Raw genomic sequence first — 16248 nt, forward strand, 5'->3', positions numbered from 1 at the left:
CGGTGGAGGATGTCGTGGGGCGGGTCAGGCAACCTGGCGGCGCGCTGCCTTTCGGGCCACCGAGTTCCTGCGGGCGGTCCGCAGCATGTCCAGGGTCAGCAGCAGCAGGGCCAGCCACACCACACCGAACCCGATCCAGCGCTCAACGGTCATGGCCTCCCGGAATACCAGCAGGGCCACCAGGAACTGCAGGACGGGGGCGAAGTACTGGAGCAGCCCAATGGTGGTCATGGGCAGGCGCCGCGCGGACGCGCCAAAGAAGAGCAGCGGGACGGCGGTAATCACGCCGGACGCCAGCAGCAGCCAAAAGTGCCCGGGACCTTCCGAGGCCAGGGTGGAGCTGCCGTTCACCGCCAGCACCACCATCGCCACCGCAGCCAGCGGTGCAAGCACCATGGTCTCCACGCTGAGGCTGGTGATGGCATCCACCCTGGAACCCACCCGGTTCTTGACGAAGCCGTACAGGCCGAAGCTGAATGCCAGGGTCAGCGCGATCCACGGCAGCTTCCCGTAGGAGTAGGTGAGGACCCCCACCGCCACGAACCCGACGCCCACCGCTGCCCACTGGAGCGGGCGCAGCCTTTCCTTCAGGACGAGCACGCCGAGCAGGACCGAGACCAGCGGGTTGATGAAGTAGCCCAGGGACGTTTCCACGGCCTGCCCGGTGGTGACACCGTAGGTGTAGGTGAGCCAGTTGATGGCAATCAGGAACGCCGCCAGTGCCAGCGAGCCGAAGACCCGGCGGTCCTTCAGGGCGGTGCCCAGGACGCCCCATGCCCGGGTGACGGTGATCAGGAGGGCGCAGAACAGCAGTGACCACACCACCCGGTTGGCCACGATTTCGACGGCGCCGGCGGGCATGAGAATGAAGAAGTACAGCGGGAGCAGCCCCCACAAGACGTACGCGCCGATGCCGAACAGCATTCCCGCCGTCGTCTCTTTTGCCATGGGCCCGGGACCCTTGGCTGAAGGGGTATCCGCCGCGGAGCCCGGCGCCGGGGAAGCGCCGGTGGGGGAGGTGGCTACGGACGTGGCGGGGATTCCTTCTGGCATGGGCACGATGTCCATAACAGCAGCCGCCGGACAGGTATTCCAGCAGGCAGGCGGGAAAACGGAAAAATAGTCAGTAGGCTTGCTTTCATGACACGTGCCCGTATCCCGGAGCAGGCCCGATGAGGCTCCGGCGCAGCAACGCCTCCGGCCGCGGCTACCGCAGGGTCCCTGCCGGCAAGGGCTTCAGTTACCGCGACCTGGACGGGTCCACCCTGCCGCCGGGACCCGTCCGGGACCGGCTGGAAAGCATCGGCATTCCACCGGCGTGGACCGATGTATGGATTGCCCCGTTCGAGAACGGCCATATCCAGGCAACCGGTGTGGACGCGGTGGGCCGGCGCCAGTACATCTACCACCCGGAGTGGCGCGAAAGAAAGGACCGGGTGAAGTTCGACCGGTCCCTCCAGTTGGCCGAATCGCTGCCGGCAGCCCGCCGCCTGGTCACGATGGACCTGCGCAGTGAAGGCTTCACCCGGGAGCGGGTCCTGGCGGGCGCGTTCCGGATGCTGGACAGCGGTTCGTTGAGGGTGGGTTCCGAGCGGTACACCAACGAGAACGGCAGCCGGGGCCTGGCCACCCTGCTCTGCGCCCACGTCCAGGTGCGCAAGGACCGGATCATGCTGCGGTTCCCGGCCAAGAGCGGCAAGGACTGGGAATCGGAAATCCGGGACCCCGACCTCGCCGTGCTGCTGCGCCTGCTTAAGCGCCGCGGCCCGAACGCCCGGCTGCTGGCCTATAAGGAGGGCAGGACGTGGCGCCCGGTCACCAGCGCCGACATCAATGCGTACGTGAAGGAACGCACGGGTTCCGACTTCACGGCCAAGGACTTCCGGACACTGCGGGGTACCGTCGCGGCCGCGGCGAGCCTGGCACGCACCGGTCCGCAGCGCACGGCCGCGAAACGGAAACGGGCCATCAGCCGCGCCATGCACGAGGCCGCCGAAACGCTCGGCAACACTCCGTCCATCGCCCGCAAAAGCTACGTGGATCCCAGGGTGCTGGACCATTACCACGACGGCGAAACCATCGATCCGAAGCGCCTGGACTCTGCGGAGGCCGAACTCCGGGCGCTGCTGTACCGCGAAGGCAAGGTGGTGGCACTTGCCGCCAACTAGAATGGGGGACTGTGCGGAGCACCACGCTGCGCACCCTCATGGATCATGAGCAGGACCAGTTCAGAAGGGCTCCCGGTGTCCAACCACAGCGAAACCGCCGCCAACCGTCCCCTCCGCGTCGCCATCGTCGGCGCGGGACCGGCAGGGGTCTATGCTGCGGACATCCTCACCAAGTCCAGCGGCGTCAAGGACGGCGACTTCCAGGTCAGCATCGACCTCTTCGAGGCCTACCCTGCGCCCTATGGCCTGATCCGCTACGGCGTGGCCCCGGACCACCCCCGCATCAAGGGCATCGTCAACGCCCTGCATAAGGTCCTGGACCGCGGCGACATCCGGTTCCTGGGCAACGTGACCTACGGCCGGGACCTCACCCTGCACGATTTCCGGGCTTTCTACGACGCCGTGATCTTCTCCACCGGCGCCATCAAGGACGCGGACCTGGACATTCCCGGCATCACCCTGCAGGGCTCCTTCGGCGGCGCCGACTTCGTGTCCTGGTACGACGGGCACCCGGACGTGCCGCGCGAATGGCCGCTGGACGCCAAGGAGATCGCGGTCATCGGCAACGGCAACGTGGCCCTGGACGTGGCCCGCATGCTGGTCAAGCACCCCGAAGAACTGCTCAGCACCGAGATCCCGGACAACGTCTACGCCGGCCTGAAGGCCTCGCCCGTCACGGACGTGCACGTCTTCGGCCGCCGCGGCCCCGCCCAGGTCAAGTTCACCCCGCTGGAACTGCGCGAGCTCAGCCATATGGACGACGTCGACATCGTCCTCTACCCCGAGGACTTTGAATTCGACGAAGCCTCGGATGAAGCAATCCGCACCAACAACCAGGTCAAGACCATGGTGAACACCCTCACCAACTGGCTGGTGGAAGAGCACGCCGAGTCGGAGAATCCCTCCTCCCGCCGGCTGCACCTGCACTTCCTGCACAGCCCCGTTGAAGTGCTCGACGACGGCACGGGCAAAGTGGGCGGCATCAAGTTCGAGCGGATGCAGCTGGACGGGACCGGCAACGCCAAGGGCACGGGGGAGTACATCGAGTACCCGGTCCAGGCCGTCTACCGCGCCATCGGCTACCACGGCTCCGCCCTGGACGAACTGGAATATGACGCCAAGCGCGGCGTCATCCCCAACGAAGGCGGCAGGGTGCTGGATGCGGAGGGCAATCCCGTCCCTGGCATCTACACCACAGGGTGGATCAAGCGCGGCCCTGTCGGCCTGATCGGGCACACCAAGGGCGATGCGCTGGAAACCATCGGGTTCCTGCTGGAGGACCGGCTGAACCTGCCGGCGGCACAAAACCCCGACCCCCAGGCCATCATCGACCTGCTTGAAGAGCGCGGCATCGAGTACACCACCTGGGAAGGCTGGAACAAGCTCGATGCCCACGAGGCAGGCCTGGGCGCCGCCTGGACCGGCCCCGAGGGCCTGGACCATGTGGTCCGGGAGCGGATCAAGGTGGTTCCGCGCGAGGATATGATCCGCATTTCCCGCGGCTGACCCGCCCGCAGGAAACTTCCCCAGGCCCTGTTGGACCGCCCATATTCGAGTTAGTATGATTAACATGAATATGGACGGCGTGAAAAGCCGACCCTACGACGCCCGGAAGCGTGCTTCCGCTGCTGCCGAAACCGGCCGCCGCATCCTGCAGGCCACCGAGGACCTCTTCATGGAAGGTCCCCTCGCGGACCTCACCCTGAACGCCGTGGCGGCGAAGGCCGGCGTAACAGTCCAGACCGTGATCCGCCGCTTCGGTGACCGGATGGGACTGATCACCGCCACTGCCGAATCCGTCTCCGCGCGGGTGGCAGGCCAACGCGGCGCCGCCCCTGCCGGCAATGTCCGTGCCGCCGTCGGGAACCTCGTGGACCACTACGAGACCACCGGCGCCCTGGCCCTGAAAATGCTGGCCGAGGAACACACCTCCCCGGTACTTGCCGGGATCACCGCAGCCGGGCGGAACCTGCACCGGCAGTGGTGCGACCGCGTTTTCGGGCCCTTCCTCGAACCGCTGGCCGGCACGCCGGACCACGGCCGCCGGCTGGCCCAGTTCGTCGCCATCTGCGATGTCTACACGTGGAAACTGCTGCGCCTCGATGCCGGGCTCAGCCGCGACCAGGTGGCACTTTCCCTGATCGAAATGCTGGAGCCCTTGACCCGGAGGCCGTGATGTCCACCGTCCTTGCCTACACCTCGCCCGCCATTGGACACCTGTTCCCGATGGTTCCGTTACTGCTGGAGCTGAAGGCCCGCGGCCACGAAGTCCACGTCCGCACCCTTCCGAAGCACGTTCCCACCCTGTCTGCCCTCGGCCTGCACACCGGGCCGGTGGACGGGCGGCTGATGGACATCGAGGCCCACGACTACACGGCGGCTTCAACCAAGGAGGCCCTCGCCTCGAGTGTGGACACGTTCGCGGCGCGGGCACGGTTTGATGCCCCGGACCTCCGCCAAGCCATGGCGGTGCGCCCGGACCTGCTCCTCGTGGACATCAACTCGTGGGGAGCCAGGATAGCCGCCGAGGAATCCGGCCTGCCCTGGGCCACGTTCAGCCCCTACACCCCGCCGCTGCAGTCGCGCGGAACTCCTCCCTTCGGACCCGGCCTGCTTCCGATGTCCGGGCCCCTCGGGACGCTCCGTGACGCCGTGGTGCGCCGCCTGGTGATCGGCGCCGTGGAGAAGCTGATGCTGCCGCGCATCAATGCACTGCGCGCCGACCTCTCCGGCGGGACGCTCCCGCCGGTGGGCGGTGCCGACGAGATGTTCCGCACCGCGCCGCTGATGCTCGTCACCACGTCTGAGCCGTTCGAATACCCCCATCCGGACTGGGCTCCGGATGTGCGGATGATCGGCGCGCTGGACTGGGAACCGCCCGCCGAGCCGCCCGCATGGCTCCGGGACAGCACGGAACCCATGGTCCTGGTGACCACATCCTCCGAATACCAGGCTGACGAGGCCATTGTCCGGGCGGCGCTGGCAGGCCTGGCCGCTGAACCCTTCACCATCGTCGCCACCCTGCCCGCTGCCCGCACCGGGTCCGCCGGCGCCCACCGGGCATCCGGGACCGACGCCTTCGGCCCTGTTCCGGCGAATGCCCGGCTGGAACACTTCGTCCCGCACGGCCCGGTCCTGGACCACGCCGCGGTCGCCATCACGCACGGCGGCATGGGCGCCACCCAAAAGGCGCTGTCGAAGGGCGTGCCGGTGGTGGTGGTCCCGTTCGGCCGGGACCAGCACGAGGTGGCCGCACGGGTGGTAGCCGCAGACGCCGGCGTGAGGCTTGGCCGGACAAACCTCACGCCGGACCGGTTGAGGGCGGCCGTGCAGCAGGCCCTCACGAAGGCACCGGGGGCACGCCGGGTTGCCGAAGGATACGCGGCCGCCGGCGGTGCTGCTGCCGGCGCGGATGCCCTGGAGGAACTGGTCCGGCTGCCACGCACGGCCCGATAACCGGCGCCCTGCCGGCTTCCGTACCGGCAGGGTTAGAATAGCCGCCACACCCCTGCACCCTCCCGGGAGTTCGATGACGAACCTGCTCCAGCCCGAACCGCGCCAGCGTGCCGCGCTTGCGGGCCACGAGCGCCTGGGCGGCGCCGGGCCGAAGCAGGGCGCGGACGATAGCTTCGGCGGCGGTACCCCTGAAATCCCCGGGCTCCGCAAACTCATCCGTGAATCCTGGCAGCGGTCAGCGGGCTTCAAAGCCAACCCCGACAACCCGGCAGCGCCGCTGGCCCTGGACTGGGCCGAACTGGAGGACTACCGCCGGCAGCACCCCCTGGCCGCGATCATGCCCGTGATCAACAAGCTCCTGGTCCAGCCCAGCCACGACAGCGGGCTCCTGGTGGCCGTGGGAGACGAAGTGGGCAGGCTGCTGTGGGTGGACGGCGACCCTGCCCTGCAGCGCCGCGCCGAAGGCATGATGTTCGTCCCCGGGGCGGACTGGTCCGAGGCCAGCGTCGGCACCAGCGCGCCCGGCACGGCGCTGGCCCTGGGGCGCGGGATCCAGATCGCCGGCGCTGAGCACTACCAACGCACTGTCCACCCCTGGAGCTGCACCGCAGTGCCTTTCCATGACCCCGACTCCGGTGCGGTGCTCGGCGTCGTGGACATTACCGGCACGGACACCGCGGTGGCGCCCCATACGTTGTCGCTGGTGGAGGCCACGGTGGCCGCCGCACAGGCGCAGCTGCGGGTGGAGCGCCTGCAGCACGCCGCGGAGCTGGCCAGGAAACCAGCACGACGGCGCTCCCCGGCTGCCGGCGCCGCGCACGGCGGGGGTGCCGCGGAAGGCAGCCTCTACCGGAACAGCCTGCAACTGCTGGGCCGCGACCAGGCCCTGCTGAGCCTCGGCGGCCGGACGGTCGCCCTGTCCGCCCGGCACAGCGAAATCCTCGCCCTGCTCAGCACCCACCCGGAGGGCCTCACCGCCGAGGAACTGGGCTTGCTGCTGTACCCCGGGGAGGGCTCCACCATCACCCTGCGGGCCGAGATGGTCCGCCTGCGCAAGGTGGTCCAGCAGCTCAGCCCGGACGCCGTCCCGGGTTCCCGCCCCTACCGGCTGCCCATCGACCTGGTGCCGGACACGGGCCAGGTGCTCAGCTGCCTGCAGCGGGGGGCGCACCGGATCGCCCTGGAGATCTACCGCGGCGAGGTGCTCCCGCGCTCCGAGGCCCCCGGCATCGTCGAGCTGAGGGCCAGGGTCTCATCCCTGCTCCGGGAAGCGGTCCTCACGGACGGCAGCGCCGAGTCCCTGCTCAAGTACGCTGCCCTGCCCGAGGCAAGGGACGACGTCGGCATCCGCCGTGCCGCGCTCCGCCTCCTGCCGCCGCGCTCACCCAAGCGGGCCGCCGTTGTGGCTGACATCGAAAAGCTGGAAGCCGAGCTCCGCGCCTAGGTTTGCACCGGCGTCGCCTTGTGTGACCTGGATCGCATTGTTGCAACCTGGCTGCAACCTCCCCGCTCCTACGCTTACTGCAATGGCAGGCACCCCTGTGGGCCAGCCTTCTGCACAGCAAAGGAGCTCAGCACATGACCGTTTACGCACAGCCGGGAACCGACGGTTCGAAGGTCACCTTCAAGGACCGCTACGAAAACTGGATCGGCGGCGAGTGGGTGGCCCCGGTGAAGGGCCAGTACTTCGAGAACATCACCCCCGTGACGGGCAAGGCATTCTGCCAGGTTGCCCGCGGCACGGCGGAGGACATCGAACTGGCACTGGACGCCGCGCACAAGGCGGCACCCTCCTGGGGCAAGACCTCCGTGGCGGAGCGCGCCGCGATCCTGAACAAAATTGCCGACCGCATCGACGAGAACCTCGAAATGCTCGCCGTGGCCGAAACCTGGGACAACGGCAAGCCCATCCGGGAAACCCTCAACGCGGACTTGCCGCTGGCTTCTGACCACTTCCGCTACTTCGCCTCCGCGGTCAGGGCCCAGGAAGGCAGCCTCTCCCAGCTGGACGAGAACACCACCGCCTACCACTTCCACGAGCCGCTGGGCGTCGTGGGCCAGATCATCCCGTGGAACTTCCCCATCCTCATGGCCGTCTGGAAGCTGGCCCCCGCGCTCGCCGCCGGAAACACCGTGGTGCTCAAGCCCGCGGAGCAGACGCCAAGCTCCATTCTGGTCCTGGTGGAACTCATCGGGGACCTGCTGCCCGCAGGGGTGCTCAACATCGTCAACGGCTTCGGCGTGGAGGCCGGCAAGCCGCTGGCCTCCAGTTCCCGGATCCGGAAGATCGCCTTCACCGGCGAGACAACCACCGGCCGGCTGATCAGCCAGTACGCCAGCCAGAACCTCATCCCCGTCACCCTGGAACTGGGCGGCAAGAGCCCCAACATCTTCTTCAGCGACGTGGCACAGGAGAACGACGCGTTCTACGACAAGGCCCAGGAGGGCTTCGCGCTGTTCGCGTTCAACCAGGGCGAAGTCTGCACCTGCCCGTCCCGCGCGCTGGTGCAGGAGGAGATTTACGACTCCTTCATGGCGGACGCCGTGGCCCGGGTGGAGAAAATGATCCAGGGCAACCCGCTGGACACCGAAACGCAGGTTGGCGCCCAGGCGTCCAACGACCAGCTGGAGAAGATCCTGTCCTACATCGACATCGGAAAGCAGGAAGGTGCCAAAGTGCTCACGGGCGGCGCCCGCGCCGAACTTCCCGGCGACCTGGCCGGCGGCTTCTACGTCCAGCCCACCGTGTTCGAGGGCCACAACAGGATGCGGATCTTCCAGGAGGAGATTTTCGGCCCGGTGGTGGCGGTGACAAAATTCAGCGACTACAACGACGCCATGGGCATCGCCAATGACACCCTCTATGGCCTCGGCGCCGGCGTGTGGTCCCGCAACGGCAACGTGGCGTACCGCGCAGGCCGCGAAATCCAGGCCGGCCGCGTCTGGGTCAACAACTACCACGCCTACCCAGCAGGTGCCGCGTTTGGCGGCTACAAGTCCTCCGGCATCGGCCGTGAGAACCACGCGATGATGCTGGACCACTACCAGCAGACCAAGAACCTGCTGGTCAGCTACGACGAGAACAAGCTGGGCTTCTTCTAGGCCGCACAGCACACCCCATCCCCACCGACCACCACAACGCAAGGATCGCCAATGACGACGACAATGCAAGCAGCCGTAGTAACCGAATTCGGCAAGGACCTGCAGGTCCAGACCCTCGACATCCCAACACCGGGACCGGGCGAAGCCCTGGTCAGGGTCCTCACCACCGGCGTCTGCCACACCGATCTCCACGCCGCAGAAGGGGACTGGCCGGTCAAGCCCGCCCCGCCCTTCGTCCCCGGGCATGAAGGCGTGGGGGAGGTGGTGGCACTGGGAGAGGGCGTCACCGACCTCGCCGTGGGCGACCTGGTGGGCAACGCCTGGCTCTGGTCCGCCTGCGGGGACTGCCAGTATTGCCGCACCGGCTGGGAAACACTGTGCGAGGCGCAGAAGAACGGCGGTTACAGCGTGGACGGCTCCTTCGGGGAGTACATGCTGGTGGACTCGCGCTTCGCGGCGCGCATACCGGCGGGATCCGACCCCGTCGAGGTGGCGCCGGTGCTCTGCGCCGGCGTCACCGTCTACAAGGGCCTGAAAATGACCGAGGCGAGGCCGGGGCAGTGGGTCACCATTTCGGGCATCGGCGGGCTGGGCCACATTGCCGTCCAGTACGCGGTGGCCATGGGCCTGCGGGTTGCTGCCGTGGACATCGCGGACGACAAGCTGGCCCTGGCCAAGTCACACGGCGCCGAGGTGGTGGTCAACGCCCTGCACGAGGACCCGGTGGAGGTCATCCAGCGGGAAACCGGCGGCTGCCACGGCGTCCTGGTGACGGCCGTGCACCCCTCCGCCTTCGGCCAGGCGATCGGCATGGCGCGCCGGGGCGGAACCATCGTGTTCAACGGCCTGCCGCCGGGCGACTTCCCGGCACCGATCTTCGACATCGTGCTCAAGGGGCTGACGGTGCGCGGCTCCATCGTCGGCACCCGGCAGGACATGGACGAGGCCTTGGACTTCTATGCCCAGGGGAAAATCCATCCCACCGTCTCCGTCCGGGAGCTGGCCGAGGTTAACGCGGTCCTGGACGAGATGAAGCACGCCAAGATCGATGGCCGCGTGGTCCTGAGGTTCTGATGGCCCCCGACCGGCTTGATGCCGCCGTGACGCTGCCCGGGGAAGACTTTTCCCGGGTGGCGCTCACGCCCGCTGCCGTGGACCTGCTGCGGATGCTGTGGGACCGGCACGGCCCGCTCATGTTCCACCAGTCCGGGGGCTGCTGCGACGGTTCCTCGCCCATGTGCTACCCGGCGGGGGAGTTCATCACGGGCGACTCGGACGTCCTGCTGGGGCTGTTCGACCTGGCGGAGGGGCTGCAACCTCTGCCGCTGGAATTCTGGATGTCGCGGGAACAGTTCAACTACTGGAGCCATACGCACCTGACCATTGACGTGGTCCAGGGCCGGGGCAGCGGCTTCTCGGTGGAAGCCCCGGAAGGCAAACGGTTCCTGATCAGGTCCACGCTGGTGGACTGGCCGGGCTAGGGCCAGCACCACGGCGGGGTTGGAGGCGCGCTTCAGCAATCCTGCGCCGTTCGGCCGAAAGCACGCGGGACCCTCCGAAAGGAGGGTCCCGCACCTTTTGGCAGAACAAAGTTCGGCAAACGGACCGTCTCATTATTCGGGACGATTGGGGCCGTCCAGTGGATGGACACTATCGTTGATAGGTCTGTTTCCATCACAAACCAGGATTGTGAACCCCCTATGAACCTTCTGCGGACAAAATCCATCGAGCAGTCGATCGCCGACGCCGATGAGCCCGGACGCAAGCTCAAGCGTTCCCTCAGCACCTGGGACCTCATGATCATGGGCGTCGCCGTTGCTGTAGGCGCCGGCATCTTCTCCGTTGGAGCCAAGGCCGCCGCCAACTTTGCCGGCCCCGCCGTGACCGTCTCCTTCGCGATCGCCGCCGTCACGTGCGCACTGGCCATCATGTGCTACGCCGAGTTCGCCACCGCCATCCCCGTAGCGGGCTCCGCCTACGTCTTCACCTACGCCACCATGGGCGAACTCCTTGCCTGGATCATCGGCTGGAACCTGATCCTTGAACTGTTCACCGCCGCCGCCGTCATTGCCAAGTACTGGGGCATCTACCTCAGCAAGGTCTTTGCGCTCACCGGCCTGGACGTTCCCCCCGCCATCTCGCTGGGCGGCGTTGACCTTTACTGGGGCGCCTTCCTGATCGTGGCCATTTTCACCGTCCTGCTGGTGCTGGGCACCAAGCTTTCGGCCCGCGTGGGCAACATCTTCACCCTGATCAAGATCGCCGTCGTGCTGTTCGTGATCGTGGTGGGCTTCACCTATGTGAAGTTCGAGAACTACACGCCGTTCGTTCCGGCCGCCGAGCCCACGGCAGGCACCGGGGCCGCCGATGTCCTCAAGCAGTCATTCTTCGGCTTCCTGACCGGTGCCGCGCCCGCCCAGTACGGCACCATGGGGATCTTCGCCGGTGCCGCACTGGTGTTCTTCGCCTTCATTGGATTCGACGTGGTGGCCACCTCGGCCGAGGAAGTGAAGAACCCGCAGAAGACGCTGCCCCGCGGCATCTTCGGCGGACTGGCTTTGGTGACACTGCTCTACATCCTCGTCTCCTTGGCCCTGACCGGCATGGTGTCCTACACGCAGCTTGCCGAGGCCAAGAGCCCCACCCTCACCACCGCCTTCGAAGCCGTGGGCGACACGTCCGCCGCCAAGGTCATCGCCTTCGGTTCACTGGTGGGCCTGACCACCGTGATCATGGTGCTCCTCATGGGGCTGTCCCGCGTGGTGCTGGCCATGAGCCGCGACGGCCTGCTGCCCCGGGCACTGTCCAAGACCAGCGACAAACGCTCCACCCCGGCCCGCCTCCAGATCATCTGCGGTGCCGCCGTGGCCCTGGTGGCAGGACTCACCAACGTGGACCTGCTGGAGGAGATGATCAACATCGGCACGCTCTCCGCATTCGTTGTGGTCAGCCTGGGCATCCTGGTGCTCCGCCGGAAGCGCCCGGACCTGAAGCCGGCCTTCCGCGTTCCGTTCGGCAAGGTGCTGCCGATCGTCTCGGCAGTCCTCTGCCTGTACCTGATGACCAACCTTGCCGTGGAGACCTGGATCTTCTTCGCGTTCTGGCTGGTCCTGGGCCTGGCGATCTACTTCGCCTACGGGCAGCGGCACTCCCGGCTCAATGAGCGCTTCGCCGAGGCCAACGCCAGCGTTAACCGCCCCGCGGGTTCAGCGGCAGCCCCCGCCGCTGAAAGGGACGACGAGGATGAGCTGAGCCGCACCTGACGGCCCGCCACCCACATCTCCTGAACTGCCGCCTCCTGAACTGCCCGCCCGGCCTTCGCCGGGCGGGCAGCCGCATTTTCGGCGCCTCTCCACCGGACCTGCGGCCAGCGCGCCACGGGAACCGGCGGCAATGGGTCAGGGTGCAGCGTACCGGCCCACCCACTCCACGAGCGGACGCAGCTGCCGCCACCGTTCCGCGATCCGCTCCTTCGCGGCGGGTGTGGAAACCCACTCCGGCTGGCCCACCTCGATTCCCGCGGACAGCGATTTGTGCTTGAGCAGTTCGGCACGGGGATGGTCTTTGTCGAATCCCCGCGGAACGGTTTTCAACTTCTCGCCCTCGATGGCAAAACCGGCGCCGGCCACGGCATCAACAATGTCCTGCAGGGCGGCGCCGCTGGCGGAAGCGTCGGCGGCCGCACGGAACCGTGCCAGCTGGGCGGGGGTATGGGAGTGGTAGCCGCCACCGATCAACAGTCCGTCGGCATTGATTTGGAGATAGAAACCCACGCCTTCCTGGCGTGCAGCGAATGCTCCCTGGGCAGTTTTGTATGGCGACTTGTCCAGTGAAAAGCGGACATCGCGGTTGGGGCGGAAAAGCTTGGCCGGTCCGAACTCGGGCTCCAGCTCGGAGAGCAGGAGGGTGAGTGGTTCCTTGACCGATGAGTCGTACGTTGCCTTGTGTTCCAGCCACCAATCGCGGTTGTTGTTGTCCTCCAGCTGCGCGTAGAAGCGGAAGGCCTCGAGGGGGATGCCTGCGAAAGTGTTCATCTACGGAGCCTAGGGCGGCCGGCCGCAACCGGCCAGATCCCCGCCGCCGTATGTGCAAAAGCGGCCGGACAGCAGAACACCCCGCCACGGAAGCCCGTGACGGGGTGTTCTATCAGTTCAGCAGGCAGGAAGCCTGATTAGCCGATCTTGTTGGCTGCCTCAGCATCGGAGGCGGCTGGCACGCCGAGGTTGGCGCGGAGTTTGGCGCCCAGCTCGGCGTCGACGTTGGTCCAGTACTGGATGGCGCGTTCCTTGATGTCGGAGCGCTTGACGCCGCCCACCGCACCGGTGATGGTGTCCAGGAAGCGGGCCTTGGCGGCCTCGTCGTAGACCTCGCGGTACAGCGCGCCGGCCTGGACGAAGTCGCCGTCCTCGGCGTGGAGGGAGTGCGCGGCGAGGGTCAGCTCGCCGTCGTTCTCCCAGCCTCCGGCCGGGTTCTGCGGCTCAAGGGCAGCTGGGCCGCCGAAGGTGTTCGGGGCGTAGACCGGAACCGAGGGGGCGTTGAACAGGAAACGTCCGGCGCCGTCCTGGCTGTAGTTGTTGACCTGGTTCTTCGGCTGGTTCACCGGGATCTGGGCGTGGTTGGTGCCCACGCGGTAGCGGTGTGCGTCGGCGTAGGAGAAGATGCGGGCCTGCAGCATCTTGTCCGGCGAGGCGGCGATGCCCGGCACGAAGTTCGACGGCGCGAAGGTGGCCTGCTCGATCTGTGCGAAGTAGTTCTCCGGGTTCCGGTTCAGCTCCATGGTGCCCACCTTGATCAGCGGGTAGTCAGCGTGCGGCCAGACCTTGGTCAGGTCGAACGGGTTGAAGCGGTAGGTCTTGGCATCCTCGTACGGCATGACCTGCACGTGCAGGTCCCAGGACGGGAAGTTGCCGGCTTCGATGTTCTCGGACAGGTCGCGGATGTAGAAGTCAGCGTCCGAACCGGCCAGGGCTTCAGCCTGCTCGCCGGTCATGGAGTTCACGCCCTGGTTGGACTTGAAGTGGTACTTGACCCAGAACCGCTCGCCCTCGGCGTTGATCCACTGGTAGGTGTGCGAGCCGTAGCCCTGCATTTCACGCCAGGAGGCGGGCAGGCCGCGGTCACCCATGAGCCAGGTGACCTGGTGGGCGGACTCGGGGGACAGGGTCCAGAAGTCCCACTGCATGTCGGCGTCGCGCAGGTGGGTGCCCGGCAGGCGCTTCTGCGAGTGGATGAAGTCCGGGAACTTGATGCCGTCGCGGATGAAGAAGACGGGGGTGTTGTTGCCCACGAGGTCGTAGTTGCCCTCGGTGGTGTAGAACTTCACGGCGAAACCGCGGGGATCGCGCCACGTGTCCGGGGAGCCGTTCTCGCCGGCGACGGAGGAGAAGCGGATGAGCATCTCGGTCTCGACGCCCGGCTGCAGGAACGCGGCCTTGGTGTACTTGGAGATGTCTTCGGTGGTCTTGAACGTGCCGAAAGCACCGCCGCCCTTGGCGTGCACAACGCGCTCCGGAACCCGCTCACGGTTGAACTGGGCGAGCTTTTCAACCAGGTAGTGGTCAGTCAGGATGATGGCACCATCGGCACCAACTGACTTCGAGTGTGCATCGGATGTAACCGGCGCACCTGACTGGGTTGTGGAAACGGCAGTCATTGTTCTCCTATTTCTCTTTTTCTTGCGAGGGATTGTGGGGAGGAAGTTGTTGGGCCTGCTGGCAGTCCTGGCAGATGCCCTGGTACATGACATCCGCGATCTGGATGGTCATGGGCTTGGCGTCCGGGTTCCAGTGCGGCGTGAGGCACGGGGCGTGGCCGACGGCGCAGTCCACGTCCTCCACGCGTCCGCAATTGATGCAGATGGCGTGGTGGTGGTTGTCGCCCACCCGGGTTTCGTACAGCGCGGGGGAGTGCGGCGGCTCGAAGCGGCGCAGCATGTGCAGGTCCGTCAGGTCGCCCAGGACAACGTAGACGGACTGGGCCGTCAGTTCCGGCAGTTCCGCCCGGGCGGCGGCAAGGATGCTTTCGGCAGGGGAGTGCGGGTGGCGTTCGACGGCGGCCAGCACGGCCAGCCGCTGCCTGGTCACCCTGCGGCCGTGTGCGCGCAGGGCTGCGGCCCATGCGTCCTGGCCGTCAAAGTGCTCCGTCATGGCTCCATTGAAACACTTATTTTGATCAACTCACAATAAGGCGTGGCTAACCTTTCCGTGTCGCCCATTACTGTTACGGGGTGGGGAAATTACTTGCCGATGTCACTCCGTTGAAGGAAAGCCCCGCATTCCGCAGGCTGTGGCTGGGCACGGCGGTGTCCGCCGTCGGAAGCCAGCTCACCCTGGTGGCCGTGAGCCTGGAGGTGTACCGGCTGACCCAGGACAGCTTCTACGTTGGCCTGCTGGGAATCTTTGCGTTGGTTCCCCTGGTGGTGGGTGGCCTGATGGGCGGGTCCATCGCGGACGCGCACGACCGGCGGCGGATAGCCCTGCTGGCCACCACCGTCCTGTGGCTCACCACCGGCCTGATCGCGCTTCAGGCCTGGCTGCACCTGGGCAGTGTGTGGGTGCTGTATCTCCTGGTGGCGCTGCAAAGCGGGGCGCAGGCCATCAACCAGCCGGCCCGCAGCGCCATCATCCCCATGCTCCTGCGCAAGGAACTCCTGCCCGCCGCCAACGCCCTGAGCATGCTGTCCCTGGGGCTTGCCATGACCGCCGGGCCGCTGCTGGCGGGCCTCCTGGTGGCCTGGTTCGGGTTCGGCTGGACCTACACCATCGACTTCGCCAGCTTCGCCTTCGTCCTCTGGGCCGTGTACCGGCTTCCACCCATGGCACCTACCGGGAGCAGCCACAAGGCAGGGGTCCGCTCCGTCATCGAAGGCTTCGCCTTTCTCGGCACCCGGCCCAACCTCCGGATGACCTTTATCATCGACCTCATCGCCATGGTCCTGGCCCAGCCGAGGGCGCTGCTGCCCGCCGTCACGGCCCTCATGCTGGGCGGCGGAGAAGCAACCGTGGGCATCCTGCTGGCGTGCACCGCCGTCGGGGCTTTCCTGGCCGGCCTGTTCTCCGGTCCCCTGGGCAGCGTGCGCCGCCAGGGGACCGCCGTGGTGGTGTCCGTGATGGGATGGGGCGCATCCATCGCCGCCTTCGGCCTGGTGGTGCTGCTCGCAGGCCCCGCACCGGACGGCGGGACGACACTGTGGCTGGCGCCGGCCGCCGTCTGCTGCGCCCTGGCCGGCATTGCGGATTCCATCAGCAGCGTCTTCCGGAACACCATCCTGCAGGCCGCGGCACCCGACCACCTGCGGGGCCGGCTGCAGGGCGTCTTCATCGTGGTGGTTGCCGGCGGCCCCCGGATAGGAGACCTGCTGGCCGGCGGCGCGACTAGGATTCTCAATGAGGGCTGGGTCCTGCTGTTCGGCGGTGTGCTGTGCATCGCGGGGGCATGGCTGGCGGCGAAACTGCAGCCCGGCTTCCGCAGGTACGACGCGCGGAACCCGGTGCCCTAGCAAGCCGTTCCAGTAGTGAGGAGG

Annotated in this window: 14 protein-coding genes; 10 read left to right on the forward strand and 4 right to left on the reverse strand. The window is 67.1% G+C overall.

The genetic code is table 11. From position 1 onward, the window contains the following. Nucleotides 1–24: 24 nt before the first annotated feature. The gene (gene rarD, locus PUN71_RS01905) at nt 25–1053 is read right to left on the reverse strand and encodes an EamA family transporter RarD (RefSeq protein ID WP_277797162.1); all 1029 of its coding nucleotides are present in this window, start codon (nt 1051–1053) and stop codon (nt 25–27) included. A gap of 119 nt (nt 1054–1172) precedes the next feature. Here rarD and PUN71_RS01910 point away from each other — a divergent pair, with 119 nt between their 5' ends. The 9 genes from PUN71_RS01910 to PUN71_RS01950 all read left to right on the forward strand — a co-directional run bounded on the left by PUN71_RS01910 (nt 1173) and on the right by PUN71_RS01950 (nt 11989). Further along, the gene (locus tag PUN71_RS01910) at nt 1173–2168 is read left to right on the forward strand and encodes a DNA topoisomerase IB (protein WP_043453778.1); all 996 of its coding nucleotides are present in this window, start codon (nt 1173–1175) and stop codon (nt 2166–2168) included. A 45-nt stretch (nt 2169–2213) separates the two neighbouring features. Then, nucleotides 2214–3674: an FAD-dependent oxidoreductase gene (locus PUN71_RS01915; protein WP_502859804.1), complete on the forward strand. Its 1461-nt coding sequence runs from the start codon at nt 2214–2216 to the stop codon at nt 3672–3674. Between the two features lie 79 nt (nt 3675–3753). Continuing rightward, nucleotides 3754–4344, forward strand: coding sequence for a TetR/AcrR family transcriptional regulator (locus PUN71_RS01920; RefSeq protein ID WP_277797163.1), 591 nt, complete (start codon nt 3754–3756; stop codon nt 4342–4344). After that, nucleotides 4344–5624: a glycosyltransferase gene (locus PUN71_RS01925; protein WP_277797164.1), complete on the forward strand. Its 1281-nt coding sequence runs from the start codon at nt 4344–4346 to the stop codon at nt 5622–5624. The genes PUN71_RS01920 and PUN71_RS01925 overlap by 1 nt, the downstream gene beginning before the upstream one ends. Nucleotides 5625–5697: 73 nt before the next feature. Continuing rightward, entirely contained in the window at nt 5698–7068 is a 1371-nt protein-coding gene (locus PUN71_RS01930) for a GAF domain-containing protein (RefSeq protein WP_277797165.1), read from the forward strand. 134 nt (nt 7069–7202) lie between these two features. Continuing rightward, nucleotides 7203–8726 carry an acetaldehyde dehydrogenase ExaC gene (gene exaC / locus PUN71_RS01935; RefSeq protein ID WP_043453793.1) on the forward strand — a complete coding sequence of 508 codons (1524 nt, stop codon included), beginning with the start codon at nt 7203–7205 and terminating at the stop codon, nt 8724–8726. Nucleotides 8727–8777: 51 nt separating this feature from the next. Next, a complete protein-coding gene (gene adhP, locus PUN71_RS01940; RefSeq protein WP_277797166.1) occupies nt 8778–9800 on the forward strand; it encodes an alcohol dehydrogenase AdhP in 1023 nt (340 codons plus the stop codon). After that, the gene (locus PUN71_RS01945) at nt 9800–10207 is read left to right on the forward strand and encodes a DUF779 domain-containing protein (RefSeq protein ID WP_277797167.1); all 408 of its coding nucleotides are present in this window, start codon (nt 9800–9802) and stop codon (nt 10205–10207) included. Before adhP ends, PUN71_RS01945 begins: the two co-directional genes overlap by 1 nt. Before the next feature lie 219 nt (nt 10208–10426). Next, complete coding sequence (locus tag PUN71_RS01950) at nt 10427–11989, forward strand: amino acid permease (RefSeq protein WP_277797168.1); 1563 nt, start codon at nt 10427–10429, stop codon at nt 11987–11989. Between the two features lie 135 nt (nt 11990–12124). On the opposite strand, the gene PUN71_RS01955 is transcribed toward PUN71_RS01950, so the two are convergent. The 3 genes from PUN71_RS01955 to PUN71_RS01965 form a co-directional block, all read right to left on the reverse strand. Then, entirely contained in the window at nt 12125–12760 is a 636-nt protein-coding gene (locus tag PUN71_RS01955) for a DUF2461 domain-containing protein (protein WP_277797169.1), read from the reverse strand. A 137-nt stretch (nt 12761–12897) separates the two neighbouring features. Continuing rightward, nucleotides 12898–14379 carry a catalase gene (locus PUN71_RS01960; RefSeq protein ID WP_277797170.1) on the reverse strand — a complete coding sequence of 494 codons (1482 nt, stop codon included), beginning with the start codon at nt 14377–14379 and terminating at the stop codon, nt 12898–12900. 7 nt (nt 14380–14386) lie between these two features. Then, the gene (locus PUN71_RS01965; protein WP_277797171.1) at nt 14387–14872 is read right to left on the reverse strand and encodes a Fur family transcriptional regulator; all 486 of its coding nucleotides are present in this window, start codon (nt 14870–14872) and stop codon (nt 14387–14389) included. Between the two features lie 80 nt (nt 14873–14952). Here PUN71_RS01965 and PUN71_RS01970 point away from each other — a divergent pair, with 80 nt between their 5' ends. Continuing rightward, the gene (locus PUN71_RS01970; protein ID WP_277797172.1) at nt 14953–16224 is read left to right on the forward strand and encodes an MFS transporter; all 1272 of its coding nucleotides are present in this window, start codon (nt 14953–14955) and stop codon (nt 16222–16224) included. The last annotated feature ends 24 nt before the right edge of the window (nt 16225–16248 follow it).

This window comes from Arthrobacter sp. NQ7 (genome assembly GCF_029581595.2).
Lineage (GTDB): Bacteria > Actinomycetota > Actinomycetes > Actinomycetales > Micrococcaceae > Arthrobacter > Arthrobacter phenanthrenivorans_B.